The sequence below is a fragment of the Allobosea spartocytisi genome (assembly GCF_014764685.1).
Classification (GTDB): Bacteria; Pseudomonadota; Alphaproteobacteria; order Rhizobiales; family Beijerinckiaceae; genus Allobosea; species Allobosea spartocytisi.
In genome coordinates this window covers 73,981-86,722 of sequence record NZ_JACXWY010000009.1, presented here as the reverse complement: position 1 = coordinate 86,722, position 12,742 = coordinate 73,981, and the positions used below count along the sequence as shown (strand labels likewise).

Sequence of the window (12,742 nt, the reverse complement as noted above, 5' to 3'; positions counted from 1 at the left end):
GCTCGGGTCAGGCCCGAGCATGACGGCGGGCCCTTGATCCCCGCCGCCATCCGGCGCCAGATGCGCGGCAATGCTTCGCGCGCTCGCCGCCTTTGCCTTCGCACTCCTCGCCGCCGCGACCGCCGCGGCGCAGGACCAGCCGCGCATCGCCATCCCGAATTTCTGGGATCCGCGCATCAGGCTCGACCGGCCCGAGCCCGGCCCGCCGCGCGTCGTGCGCTTCCTGACCGATGACGACTATCCGCCCTTCCATTTCGCCGGGCCCGATGGGGCCCTGACCGGCTTCTCGGTCGAGCTCGCCCGCGCCGTCTGCGACAAGCTCGGCTGGACCTGCACCATCCAGCCGCGCCGCTTCGACACCTTGCTGGATTCGCTGGGCGAGGGCCGTGGCGACGTGCTGGCGGCGGCGATGAACCTGACACCCGCGATCCGCGAGCGCTTCGCCGCGAGCCATCTCTATTTCCGCGCGCCGGCCCGCTTCGTCACGACGCGCGGCAATGTCCGGGCCGAGCTCGACGGCGAAAGCCTGCAGGGACGGCGCGTCGCCGTCGTTTCCGGCACGGCCCATCAGGCCTTTCTCGAAAGGCTGATGCCCTTCGTGCAGCGCCGCGAGACCAGCGGCCTGAACGCCGCCGTCGCGGCGCTGCGCAGCGGCGACGCCGAATATGTCTTCGGTGACGGCCCGGCGCTGGCGCTGCTGATTTCCGCCAGCGGCGGCGAGCTTGCCTTCTCGGGCGGGCCCTATCTCGAGAGCCGTTATTTCGGCGAGGGCGTGGCCTTCCTGCTGCGCAAGGACGACCCGGCCCTGCAACGCGCCATCGACTACGCGCTCCAGAGCCTCTGGGACGACGGGACCTACAGCCGCTTCTATTTGCGCTTCTTCCCGGTCAGCCCCTTCTGACCGCCCTTGCCCTTGGCGGAGACCTTGTCGGCAGCGGCGGCGTCTTTCGCCTTGGCCTTGGCCTTGCCCCTGCCGGACCGCTTGCCGCCGCCGCCCTTCTCGTAGAGCGCGTGGAACTCCTCGGCCATGCCGCGCAAGGACCGCCCGATATTGGCGTATTCGAACTCGTTGAGATTGGCGAGCGAGGCGCGACCGGCCGGCTGCTGGGTGCCGAAGCCGCGGCCGGGCAGCAGCACGATGCCGGTCTCGTCGGCGATGCGGAACAGCAGCTCGTCGGGATTGACGTTGTCTTTTACCCAGGCCGCGAAATCGTCGCCGTAGAGGTCGCGCGCGATCGCCTCGAGATCGAGCAGCGTGTAGTAGTCGACCGCATTCGGGTCGGTCTCCTGCGCGACGCCGAGCTCGCGATAGAGCGCCGCCTCGCGCCGGCGGATCAGCTTTTTCAGCTCGGCCTTGTAGCCATCGGCCTCGTCCATCAGCGCGAAGAGCGAGAACAGCACCATCTGCACCTGCTGCGGCGTCGAGAGGCCGGCGGTGTGGTTCAGCGCGACCGTGCGACTGTCGGCGACGAGCCGGTCGATGAAGCTGAGCGAGCGCACATCCGGCAGGAGCGAGCCATAGCGCCGGTCGAGCTCGGCCTTGGCCGCCTCCGGCAGGGCGGCCAAAGCCTTGTCGAAGATCGAGTTCCGATGCGTCGCGACCACGCCGAGACGCCAGCCCGTCGCGCCGAAATATTTCGAGAAGGAATAGACCAGCATCGTGTTCTGCGGGCAGAGCGCGAAGAGCGAGCGGAAATCGTCGGCGAAGGTGCCGTAGACGTCGTCCGTCAGGATGAACAGGTCGGGCCGGTGCTCGCGCACGATCGCGGCGACCTTCTCCAGGCTGCGATCATCCATCTTCACCGAGGGCGGATTGCTCGGATTGATGCAGAAGAAGATCTTGATCGCCGGATCCTTGAGCTTCTCCAGCTCGGAATCCGGATATTGCCACTCCTTCTTCGGATCGGCGTTGATCGCAACCTCGACCAGCCCGTATTCGTCGAGCTCGGGGATCTCGATATAGGGCGTGAAGACCGGCATGCCGATCGCGACCTTGTCGCCCTTCTTGACCAGCCCGTTCTGCTTCAGCGTGTTGAAGATATAGGTCATGGCGGCGGTGCCGCCCTCGACCGCGAAGAGATCGACATTGCCCGGCGGGATGAAGCCGCCGACCATCTCCTTGACGATGTAGTGCTTGACGATCTCCTCGCTGATCCGGAGCATGCGCGGCGGCACCGGGTAGTTGCAGCCCAGGATGCCCTCGACCATCTCGTGCAGGAAGGCCGCGGCCGAGAGGCCGAGCTGATCGCGCACATAGCTCAGCGCCCGGCCGAGGAAGACGACGCCGGGCTGGTCGCGGTTCTCGGCGATGAAGCGCTCGAAGCGCCCCTCGATCCCGGCGATCTGCGGCAGGCCGCCGACATTGTTCGGCATGTAGGAGAAGGACAGCTCGGATTCGTTCGCCGCGAACAGGCCGAGCCGGAAGAAGGCCCGGCGCGGCAGGGTCGCGAGGAAATTGGGGTTGCCGCGGCCGGCATTGAGCATCAGCCGGTTCTCCCGGCCCGAAGCCAGCTTGATCAATTCGTCCTTGAGCTCGAACGGGCTGAGCTTGGCATACTGGCTGTAATCGGCGGCCATCTTGCGTCTCCTCGTTGCGTTCAGGCGAAGGCCACGACAAGCGGGCCGAGCAGGGTCAGGAAGACATTCGCGAGCGCATAGGTGATCGCGAAGGGCGTGGTCGGGATGGAATTGCCGGCCTTGTCGAGCACCTCGCCGAAGGCGGGATTGGCGCTGCGCGAGCCCGAGAGCGCGCCGGCGAAGATCGCCGTATTGTCGTAGCGCAGGATGTAGCGGCCCACGAGCATGGTGATGATCATCGGCAGGATGGTCACGACCACACCGATCAGGAAGATCGACAGCCCCTGCTGGATGATGGTGCTGACCGCCTGCTGGCCGGATTGCAGGCCGACCACTGCGACGAAGCCGGCGAGGCCGAGATCGCGCAGCAGGGTCGATGCCGCCGTCGGCATGTTGCCGATGGCGAGGTTGCGGCTGCGATACCAGCCGAACAGCAGGCCGGAGAGCAGCGCGCCGCCGCCGCTGCCAAGCGTCAGCGGAATCGAGCCGATGCGCACGACGATGAGGCCGATGAGCAGGCCGACCACCAGCCCGAGCCCATGGAAGACGAAATCGGTCTTGTCGCTGGCGACGATCACCGTGCCGACGACCTTGGCGACGCGCTGCACGTCTTCCGCCGTGCCGTAGAGTTGCACGACATCGCCCGGCTCGATCACCGTGTCGGGCTTCAGCGGCAACGGCTTGCCGGCGCGCTGCAACCCGGTGACATAGATGCCGTGGCGCAGGTTGCCCGCAGTGGCGTCCCTGATCTGCTGGACGCTCTTGCCGATGAAGTCGCGATTGGCGATGGCGACATCCCGGACCTGCACGACCAGATCCATGCCTTCCGAGGATTGCAGCTCTGGGCCGATCTGCGCGGCGACGCCGACGACGCCCGCACGCCGCCCGACGACGAGGATGATGTCGCCGGCAGCCAGCTTCAGCGAGGGCTCGACGCCGACCACGGCCCCGCCGCGCTTGATCCGCTCGATGCTGATCGCATCGCCCTGCGCCAGCGCCTCGACCTCCGCGACGGTTCGCCCGGCGACCTTCTCGACCTTGTAGAGCCGCCCGACCAGATCGGGCGCCGCCGGCTGCTCGCCCGGCCCGTAGACGCGGATGCCGGCAAGCAGCGCGGCTTCCGCCTTGATCGCATCGTCGCGGATGCTGCGCCCCATCAGCCAGGGCAGGATGTTGACGCAGACGATGATCGCGCCGAAGGAGCCGAAGATATAGGTCACAGCATAGCCGACGGCGACATTGCCCTGCAGGCGCTGCACCTCGTCGGCCGCGAGCCCGAGCTTGCCGATCGCGGCGCTCGCCGTGCCGATGATCGCCGACTGCGTCAGCCCGCCGGCCGCGATGCCGGCCGCCAGGCCCTTGTCGAGCCCGAACATCCGCGCCAGCACCACCACGGTCGCAAGCCCGCTGACCGCCAGCACCGCCGCCATCACGATCTCGCGGATCGACTGGCGCCCGAGCGAACGGAAGAATTGGGGCCCGCTCTCGAAACCCACCGCGTAAATGAACAGCGCGAACAGCACCGATTTGATGCCGTTATCGATGGTGACGCCGACCTGGCTGACCACCACCGCCGCGAGCAGCGAGCCGGCGACGCCGCCGAGCTGGAACTTCCCGAACTGGAACTTGCCGACCCAGTAGCCGACAGCCAGCGAAAGAAAGAGTGCGATTTCAGGAGACTGGTGAAAGATCGAAGACAGCCAGGACATCTTTCCCCCCGCCCAAACAATCGTATCGAGATCAACGATTGTACAAAAACGGAAAAGACTCAAGCTGTGGTTGTATATTTTGAATTCGATCGGATTCTAGCGATCATTATAATAAAGACATCGACATGAAGAGAGAAAAGACCTGCTTATGCCGGGAACGCGCAGAGCGAAACCCAGCTTGCCGATTCTGTCCCTGACAGCCTGCTTCGGTTCCTCCGGTTCGGAAGGCGAGGCGCCGGCGCCTCGCCTTCGAAGACTTTGCCCGCCTTGGCGAAGCTCAGGGCGCGTTGCTGGCCAGCGCCTGCTTCGCCACGGCCGCGAGCCAGCCGGACGCTGCCGGCAGGATCGCGTCGTTGAAGTCGTAGCGGTCATTGTGCAGGTCGCCGCCATTCACGGCCGGGCCATTGCCCATCCAGATGTAGCAGCCGGGGCGGCGTTCCAGGAAATAGGCGAAATCCTCGCCGGTGGTGCTGGCCTTCAGGTCGCGCCGGACGGCGAGCCCCGCGGCCTCGCCGGCGGCGACGGCCATCTCCTCCTCGGGAGCCGTGTTGATCGTGGCGCTGCCATGCGTCGTCTCGACCGCGGCCGTCATCTCGAAGGTCGCGGCGATGTTCTCAGCGATGCCCTTGAGCCGCGCCAGCAGACGGTTCCTGACCGCCGGCACGAAGGTGCGGAAGGTGCCCTCGATGAACACGCTGGTCGGGATCTGGTTGGAGGCGAGCCCGCCATGCACCTGCCCGATCGAGACCACGGCGGACTCCATCGGATCGACATTGCGCGACACGATCGTCTGCAGCGCGACGATGAGATGGCCCATCGCGACGATCGGATCATGCGTCTGCTCGGGGAGCGCCGCATGCCCCGCCTTGCCGGTGAGCGTGATCTTGAAGCGCCCGGGCTCGGACATCACCGGCCCGCGATGCACCGCGACGGTGCCGGCTTCCAGCCCCGGCCAGTTATGCAGCGCGAAGACGCGCTCCATCGGGAAGCGCTCGAGCACGCCGTCGGCGAGCATCGCCTGGGCGCCGCCCGCCCCCTCCTCCGCCGGCTGAAAGACGAACTGCACCGTGCCGCTCCAGCCCTCGTCGCCCTTGAGCAGCGCCGCGGCGCCGAGCAGCGCGGTGGTATGCCCGTCATGGCCGCAGGCATGCATCACGTTGGGCGTGCCGGATTTGTAGGGCAGGTCGCTGGCCTCCTGGATCGGCAGCGCGTCCATGTCGGCGCGCAGGCCGACGCTGCGCTCGGAGGCGCCGCGCTTCAGCGTCGCCACCACGCCATGGCCGCCGATGCCGGCGGTGAAGGGCACGCCGAGCTCGGTGAGCTTCTCCTGCACGAAGGCGCTCGTCGCCTTCTCGTGACGGCCAAGCTCCGGATGGGCGTGGAGATGGCGTCGCCAGGCGGTCAGCTTGTCGAGCAGGTCGCGGTCCAAGGCGGGGTTCCTTTCAAAATCGATAGCCTCGCAAATGCGTTCCGCAGCCCTCATCCTGAGGAGCGCTCCAAAGGAGCGCGTCTCGAAGGATGTTCCAGAGCACCCTGGAACATCCTTCGAGACGGCCGCATTCGCGACCTCCTCAGGATGAGGGCTGCGGCTTCAGCCACAGCGAGGTCGTCAAGCTATACTGGCAGGGGAGCACGGCAAAGGATCATCCGAATGCCGCCGCTGTGCGTTTCGCGCATTGACGCACCCCTTTTCGATCTGCCAAAGCCCGTGGTCCGCCGATAAGCGATATCGCTTTCTGGACAGACACGGAGAGGACACCAGCCCCCATGCCCGCCTTCGACGCAGCCCTTGTTGACGCCGCCCAGCGTTCGGCCGCCTGGCCGTTCGAGGAGGCGCGCAAACTGGTGGCCCGCATCGAGAAATCGGGCAAGAAAACGGTGATCTTCGAGACCGGCTATGGCCCCTCGGGCCTGCCGCATATCGGCACCTTCGGCGAGGTCGCGCGCACCTCGATGGTCCGTCACGCCTTCCGCGTGCTCACCGGCAACACGATTCCGACCCGCCTCATCGCCTTCTCGGACGATCTGGACGGGCTGCGCAAGGTGCCGGACAACGTGCCGAACAAGGAATTGCTCGCCAACAATCTCGGCAAGCCGCTGACCGAGGTGCCGGACCCGTTCGGCACGCATGACTCGTTCGGCCGCCACAACAATGCGCGCCTGCGCGCCTTCCTCGACGGCTTCGGCTTCGACTACGAGTTCAAGTCCTCGACCGACTCGTACCGCGCCGGGGAGTTCGATGCGACGCTGCTCAAGATGCTCGCCCGCTACGATGCGGTGATGAAGATCATGCTGCCGACTTTGCGCGAGGAGCGGGCCGCGACCTATTCGCCCTTCCTGCCGATCCACCCGAAGACGCGCGTCGTCATGCAGGTGCCGATCGACGAGGTCGATGTCGAGGCCGGCACCATCGCCTGGACCGACCCGCAGACGAAGGAGCGCTTCGTCTCACCGGTAACCGGCGGCCATGTGAAGCTGCAGTGGAAGCCCGACTGGGCGATGCGCTGGGTCGCGCTCGGCGTCGACTACGAGATGGCCGGCAAGGACCTGATCGACTCGGTCAAGGTTTCCTCGCAGATCGCCCGCGCGCTCGACGGCACGCCGCCGGAAGGCTTCAACTACGAGCTCTTCCTCGACGATCTCGGCCAGAAGATCTCGAAGTCGAAGGGCAACGGCCTGACCATCGAGGACTGGCTGACCTATGGCCCGCCGGAGAGCCTGGCGCTCTACATGTTCCAGCGCCCGCGCGAGGCCAAGAAACTGCATTTCGACGTCATCCCGCGCGCCATCGACGAGTATCTGCAGTTCCTCAACGGCTATGAGCGGCAGGACTGGAAGAACCGGCTCGGCAACCCGGTCTGGCACATCCATGCCGGCAACCCGCCGGCGCCGGAGGTCATCGCCTCGGGCGAAGGCGACAACGCGGTCCGGACGCAGGTCACCTTCGGCCTGCTGATGAACCTCGTCGCCGTCGCGAATTCCGAGGACAAGGGCGTGCTCTGGGGCTTCCTCCAGCGCTACGCGCCGGGCATGTCGCCGCAGACCCATCCGCGCCTCGACGCGCTGGTCGGCTACGCGATCGCCTATTTCCGCGATTTCGTGAAGCCGGCGAAGAGCTACCGCCCGGCCGACGAGGTCGAGCGCGACGCCTTCACCAAGCTCGACGCGGCGCTGGCCGCCCTACCCGCCGACCCGACACCGGAGATGGTGCAGGACACCGCGCTGGACGTCGCCCGGGCCATCCCGCGCTACCAGAACCTCACCGCCAAGAACGCGACGCCGGAGCGGCCGGGCGTCTCGGGCGATTGGTGGAAGGCGATCTACCAGGTGATGTTCGGCGAGGATCAGGGCCCGCGCTTCGGCTCCTTCGCGGCGATCTACGGCCTGCCCAACACCCGGGCGCTGATCGCCAAGGCGCTCAGCGGTGATCTCTTGAAAGAGCACGCCGCCTTCCTGAAGACGCGCAAGGGCGGCTGACCCTCAGGGCGGGCAGTTCCGGGACTGCCCGTCCAGCCCCTGCCGGCGCTGCTCGAAGCTTGCGCGCGCCGTCTCGCCATCGCGCGCGATGCGGACGACATAGATGCCGTCGAAATCGCTGCCGTGCCAGCGCGGCACCGCATCGGCATCCCCGCCATGCTCGGTCATGAGCCGCCGCGCGAGATCGACGAGGCGCTTGTGCTCCCAGGCGACGACCACGGTCGCGCCGCGATAGTCGGGCGCATCGAGCGCCTGCGCCAGCCGCCCGGTCTGCTTGTAGCCATAGGGCGTCTGGATGGGCAGGCCGAGCTGCCGCGACAGCGGCTCGAGCGTCTGGAGCGGGCGCCGATAGGGATATTTCACGCCGTCATCCTTCTTGAGATGGCCGGGATCGGGCGCGAACAGCGCATCGGGCTTGCCGAAAGCGCCCAGGATCACGCCGGGCAAGGCCTGCGCCCGGTTGAGGCCCTGGCAATCGAGCCGGCCGAAGCCGCCGGACGGCTTCTCGCCATGCCGGACGAGCACGATCGTCTCGACCGAGCGCGCGGCGGCGGGTGACCCCATGGCCGCTGCCGCCAGCAACGCGACCACCAACCTTGCTGCGGCCATCATGCTCGCTCCTCCCTGCGGGCCGGCCGATGCCACCCGCCTCATCCGCCTATACGATAACCACGCAGACCCGCGCCGCGACCGATTCGAGACTTCGTCGCAGGCTGCCGAACACACAGGACCGCAGGAGATCGACCTTTCCATGACGACCGCCGAAGCTGTCGAACGTGCGATCCGCGCGCGCCGCGCCATCCGGGCCTTCCGGCCCGACCCCGTCGATCCTGCCTTGCTGCGCCGGCTGATCGATCTGGCGGCGCAGGCGCCCTCCGGCACCAATATGCAGCCCTGGAAGCTCCGCGTGATCGGCCCGCAGGCGCGGACGCGGCTCGAAACCGCCCTGCTCGCCGCGCTCGAGGCCGGCGAGCGCCCCGGCACCGAGGAATACCGCTATTATCCCGAGCGTTTCCGCGAGCCCTATCTCTCGCGCCGCCGCAAGGTCGGCTGGGATCTCTACGGCCTGCTCGGCGTCGCGAAGGGCGACATCGAGGGCATGAAGCGCCAGACGGCGGCGAATCTGCGCTTCTTCGACGCGCCGGTCGCGCTGATGGTCACGATCGACCGCGATCTGGAGATCGGCTCCTGGCTCGATCTCGGCATGTTCGTGCAGAATCTGCTGATCGCCGCGCAGGGCCACGGCCTCGATTCCTGCCCGCAGGCGATCTTCGCCCAGTTCCACCCGGTCGTGCGGCGCGAGCTCGCTATCCCTGAGGACGAGGTCGTGGTCTGCGGCATTGCCATCGGCAAGGCCGACCCCGACGCCCCGGCCAACCGCCTGGTGCCCGAGCGCGAGCCGGTCGAGAACTTCACCACCTGGCTGGACTGAACGGGGAAAGCCTACCCGCCGAGCGACGCCTTGCGCTCGTCCTTGCGGAACAGCTTGAAGATCGGGCTCACCACCCAATGCATCGCGACGATGGCGATGCCGCCGACAACGAGGCCGAAGGCCGCCGCGAGCACCGCGCCCGCCAGCCATTCGCCCGCCCCGCTCAACCCGGCCGGAAGGGCTTTCCCGGTCGCGACCGAGAGATCGTGGATGGAGTGGCCGAGCGCGCTGAGCCCGTAGCCTTCCAGCCCGTGGATGATGATGCCGCCGCCGACCCAGAGCATCGCCGCCGTGCCGACCGCGCCGAGCAGGCCGAGGAAATGGGGCATGCCGACGACGAGGCCGCGGCCGAGCGGCCGCGTCAGCTGGCGCAGGGTGCGGTCGGGCCAGCTCGCCTCGCCCGGTTCCAGCCGCCTCAGCCCCAGCAGGCTGGTAGCCGGGCGCTCATTGCCGGCGAGCGCCACGCCGACATCGTCTGCCTTCACGATCAGGGCGACGACGCCATAGACGGCGGCGGTGATGCCGATGCCGACGATGGCGAGCACAGCCGCCTTCATCCAGAAGGACTGGTCCGACACACCCGCGAGCGTGATCGCCATGATCTCGGCCGAAAGGATGAAATCGGTCTTGATCGCGCCCGCGATCTTCTGCCGTTCGAGGGCCGTGGGATCGCCGGCCGCCGCCTCCCCCGCCTTCGCGCTATCCTGCGATCCATGCGGCAGCACCAGCTCCAGCAGCTTCTCCGCTCCCTCGAAGCAGAGATAGGCGCCGCCGGCCATCAGCAGCGGCGTGATCGCCCAGGGCGCGACCACGGCCAGGATGAGCGCGCCGGGCAACAGGAAGAGAAGCTTGTTGCGCAGCGAGCCCAGCGCGATGCGCCAGATGATCGGCAATTCGCGCGAGGCCGCGAAACCGACGGCATAGCGCGGCGTCACCGCCGCATCGTCGATGACGACGCCCGCCGCCTTGGCCCCCGCCTTGCCCGCCTGCGCCACGATGTCGTCGACGGACGACGCCGCGACCTTGGCGATGCCGGCGACATCGTCGAGCAATGCGAACAGACCGGATGCCAAGCGTCTCTCCCCTATCGGCGTGTCCGGCAGGATAGGAGCTTGTGCGCCGCGCGCAATCGCGCAGGCTCCGCTTCCCGCTTGACGACGGCACCGGTGCGAAGGGCGGGCGATCCGTGACGAAAGGCGAAGCCCGCCTCGCTTGACCCGCCGGGAAAGCGCATGCCATCCCGGCAGGACATTCCCCGGAAGGCGGACCGAGATGAGCGAAAGCGTGTTGAGCGAGATCGTCGCGGCGGGCGTCGTGCAGATCACCATGAACCGGCCCGACCGGAAGAACGCGCTCGACCGCGCCAGCTATGCCGGGCTGATCGCGGCCATCGCCGCGGCCGAGGCGGATGACGCGATCCGCGCCATCCTGCTGACCGGCGCCGGCGGCTGCTTCACCAGCGGCAACGACATCAAGGATTTCGCTATGGCCGCCGCAGCCGGCGAAGGCCCGCGCGTCGCCATCGACTTCCTCGACGCGATCTCGACGGCGAAGAAGCCCATCGTCGCCGCCGTCGAGGGTTTTGCCGTCGGCATCGGCACGACGATGCTGCTGCATTGCGACCTCGCCTTCGCAGGCAGCGGTGCGAGCTTCCGCCTGCCCTTCGTCACGCTCGGCCTCTCGCCCGAGGGCGGGTCGAGCTATCTCCTGCCGCTGGTCGCGGGCTCGAAGAAGGCGGCGGAACTGCTGATGCTGGGCGAGGCCTTCGACGCGGGGACCGCCGCCGGGGCCGGGCTCGTCAATGCCGTGGTGCCGGAGGGCACGGCGCTGGAGCATGGGCTCGCCAAGGCGAAGGCGCTGGCGGCACTGCCGCCGCAATCGGTCGCCCTGACCAAGATGCTGCTGAAGCGCGGCTCTGCTGCTGCGGTGGCCGAAACCATCGCGACGGAGGCGCATCATTTCGGCGAGCGCCTGCGCTCGGCCGAGGCCATGGCGGCCTTCGCGGCGTTCCTGAAGAAATAGCGACGGCTCGTCAGGCCGCCACGGCTCTCCGCCCCCTCAGCCAGTCGCGCGTCCAGGAGAAGACCGGCCAGAGCAGCGCCGCAAACGTCATCGCCGCCAGCACGGACGAGACCGGCCGCTCGAAGAAGGGCAGGATCGAACCGTCCGACTTGATCAGCGAGGTGACGAAGCTCTGCTCCACCATCGTCCCCATGACGATGCCGAGCACCATCGCCGCGACCGGATAGCCGTTCTTCTCCATCACGAAGCCGATGATGCCGAAGAGGGCGACGCACCAGACCGCGAACAGGTTGTTGCCGGCCGTCGCGAAGGCGCCGACCGCGCAGAAGATCATGATCACCGGCATCACCGCCGAGCGCGGCGCGCCGACGACCTTGCTCGCCAACCGGATCATGACGATGCCGAACGGGATCATGATGATGTTGCCGAGGATGAAGATGATGTAGAGCGCGTACATGCTCTCGGCCTGCTGGGTGAACAGCGTCGGCCCGGGGTTCAGCCCCTTCATGTAGAGCACGCCGATGGCGATGGCGGTGATGGTATCGCCGGGAATGCCGAAGAGCAGCGCCGGCACCCAGCCCGAGGCGAGCGAGGCGTTGTTGGAGGCGCCGGCCTCGATCAGCCCTTCGGGATGGCCAGTGCCGAACTTCTCGGGCGTCTTCGAGAAGCGCTTGGCCATCGCATAGCTGACCCAGGCCGCCATGTCGGCGCCGGCGCCCGGCAGCACGCCGATGATGATGCCGACGATATTCCCGCGCGTCTGCTGCTTGGGGTATTCCTTGGTGAGCTTCCACTGCCCCTTGAGAATGGAGCCCAGGCGCCGGTTTTCGATCTTGGGCGGTTCGCGCTCGGTCAGCGCGCGCATCACCTCGGCCAGCGCGAAGACGCCGACCAGCGCCGGGATCGGCTCGATGCCGCCGAGCAGGTCGGTCGAGCCGAAGGTGAAGCGCGGCACGCCGCCGGGATTGTCGATGCCGATACAGGTGATCAGCAGGCCGAGCAGCATCGCCGCGATCGCCTTGATCGGCGATGACCGCGCCACCAGCGTCGAACACATCAGGCCGAGCATGGCGAGCCAGAAATTCTCATAGGTCGAGAAGGAGAGCGCGACATCGGCCAGCAGCGGCGCGATCAGCATCAGCGAGAGCGTGCCGGCGATGCCGCCCAGCGCCGAGAACCAGAGGCAGATGCCGAGCGCCGTCTCCGCCTGGCCCTTGCGCGTCATCGCATAGGCCTCGTCGGTATAGGCGGCGGAGGCCGGCGTACCGGGAATGCGCAGGAGGCAGCCCGGAATGTCGCCGGAGAAGATCGCCATCGCCGATGCGGTGATGATCGTCGCGATCGCGGCGATCGGCGAGAGATAGAAGGTGACCGGCACCAGCAGCGCCGTCGCCATTGTCGCGGACAGGCCGGGCAGCGCGCCGACCGTCAGCCCGTAGAAGGCGGAGGCGACGATCGCGATCATCACATCGAATTGGAAGACCAGCCCGAAGGCCTTGATGACGGTGTCCATCGTCAGGCCTCG

At 67.5% G+C, this 12,742-nt stretch carries 10 protein-coding genes; 4 read left to right on the top strand and 6 right to left on the bottom strand.

Annotated elements, in window-relative coordinates; translation table 11 throughout:
• Positions 1-70: 70 nt before the first annotated feature.
• A complete protein-coding gene (locus IED13_RS15845; RefSeq protein ID WP_191124730.1) occupies positions 71-901 on the top strand; it encodes a transporter substrate-binding domain-containing protein in 831 nt (276 codons plus the stop codon).
• On the opposite strand, the gene IED13_RS15840 is transcribed toward IED13_RS15845, so the two are convergent.
• The 3 genes from IED13_RS15840 to IED13_RS15830 form a co-directional block, all read right to left on the bottom strand.
• On the bottom strand, positions 868-2,577 hold the full coding sequence (locus tag IED13_RS15840) for a bifunctional aspartate transaminase/aspartate 4-decarboxylase (RefSeq protein ID WP_191124729.1): 1,710 nt from the start codon (positions 2,575-2,577) through the stop codon (positions 868-870). The two genes, IED13_RS15845 and IED13_RS15840, sit on opposite strands and share 34 nt — an antisense overlap.
• Positions 2,578-2,597: 20 nt before the next feature.
• Positions 2,598-4,286, bottom strand: coding sequence for an aspartate-alanine antiporter (gene aspT / locus IED13_RS15835; protein WP_142023079.1), 1,689 nt, complete (start codon positions 4,284-4,286; stop codon positions 2,598-2,600).
• A gap of 277 nt (positions 4,287-4,563) precedes the next feature.
• A complete protein-coding gene (locus IED13_RS15830) occupies positions 4,564-5,715 on the bottom strand; it encodes an amidohydrolase (protein WP_038363127.1) in 1,152 nt (383 codons plus the stop codon).
• A 338-nt stretch (positions 5,716-6,053) separates the two neighbouring features.
• On the opposite strand from IED13_RS15830, the gene IED13_RS15825 reads away from it, so the two are divergent.
• Positions 6,054-7,763 carry a lysine--tRNA ligase gene (locus IED13_RS15825; protein WP_191124728.1) on the top strand — a complete coding sequence of 570 codons (1,710 nt, stop codon included), beginning with the start codon at positions 6,054-6,056 and terminating at the stop codon, positions 7,761-7,763.
• Between the two features lie 3 nt (positions 7,764-7,766).
• Here IED13_RS15825 and IED13_RS15820 read toward each other — a convergent pair whose 3' ends face one another.
• Complete coding sequence (locus IED13_RS15820; RefSeq protein WP_210323630.1) at positions 7,767-8,375, bottom strand: histidine phosphatase family protein; 609 nt, start codon at positions 8,373-8,375, stop codon at positions 7,767-7,769.
• A 139-nt stretch (positions 8,376-8,514) separates the two neighbouring features.
• Between IED13_RS15820 and IED13_RS15815 the strand changes: the two genes are divergently transcribed.
• A complete protein-coding gene (locus IED13_RS15815; RefSeq protein WP_191124726.1) occupies positions 8,515-9,195 on the top strand; it encodes a nitroreductase in 681 nt (226 codons plus the stop codon).
• 11 nt (positions 9,196-9,206) lie between these two features.
• Here the strand turns inward: IED13_RS15815 and IED13_RS15810 are convergent, their stop codons facing one another.
• On the bottom strand, positions 9,207-10,268 hold the full coding sequence (locus tag IED13_RS15810; RefSeq protein WP_191124725.1) for a DUF808 domain-containing protein: 1,062 nt from the start codon (positions 10,266-10,268) through the stop codon (positions 9,207-9,209).
• Positions 10,269-10,467: 199 nt separating this feature from the next.
• Here IED13_RS15810 and IED13_RS15805 point away from each other — a divergent pair, with 199 nt between their 5' ends.
• Positions 10,468-11,217, top strand: coding sequence for an enoyl-CoA hydratase-related protein (locus IED13_RS15805; protein WP_191124724.1), 750 nt, complete (start codon positions 10,468-10,470; stop codon positions 11,215-11,217).
• A 10-nt stretch (positions 11,218-11,227) separates the two neighbouring features.
• Here IED13_RS15805 and IED13_RS15800 read toward each other — a convergent pair whose 3' ends face one another.
• Positions 11,228-12,730: a tripartite tricarboxylate transporter permease gene (locus tag IED13_RS15800; RefSeq protein ID WP_191124723.1), complete on the bottom strand. Its 1,503-nt coding sequence runs from the start codon at positions 12,728-12,730 to the stop codon at positions 11,228-11,230.
• Positions 12,731-12,742: the final 12 nt, after the last annotated feature.

Coding starts and splice junctions, on each gene's coding strand:
- IED13_RS15845 (WP_191124730.1), top strand. CDS start 71: ATGCTTCGCGCGCTCGCCGCCTTTGCCTTCGCACTCCTCGCCGCCGCG.
- aspT (WP_142023079.1), bottom strand. CDS start 4,286: ATGTCCTGGCTGTCTTCGATCTTTCACCAGTCTCCTGAAATCGCACTC.
- IED13_RS15800 (WP_191124723.1), bottom strand. CDS start 12,730: ATGGACACCGTCATCAAGGCCTTCGGGCTGGTCTTCCAATTCGATGTG.
- IED13_RS15805 (WP_191124724.1), top strand. CDS start 10,468: ATGAGCGAAAGCGTGTTGAGCGAGATCGTCGCGGCGGGCGTCGTGCAG.
- IED13_RS15815 (WP_191124726.1), top strand. CDS start 8,515: ATGACGACCGCCGAAGCTGTCGAACGTGCGATCCGCGCGCGCCGCGCC.
- IED13_RS15825 (WP_191124728.1), top strand. CDS start 6,054: ATGCCCGCCTTCGACGCAGCCCTTGTTGACGCCGCCCAGCGTTCGGCC.
- IED13_RS15840 (WP_191124729.1), bottom strand. CDS start 2,577: ATGGCCGCCGATTACAGCCAGTATGCCAAGCTCAGCCCGTTCGAGCTC.
- IED13_RS15820 (WP_210323630.1), bottom strand. CDS start 8,375: ATGATGGCCGCAGCAAGGTTGGTGGTCGCGTTGCTGGCGGCAGCGGCC.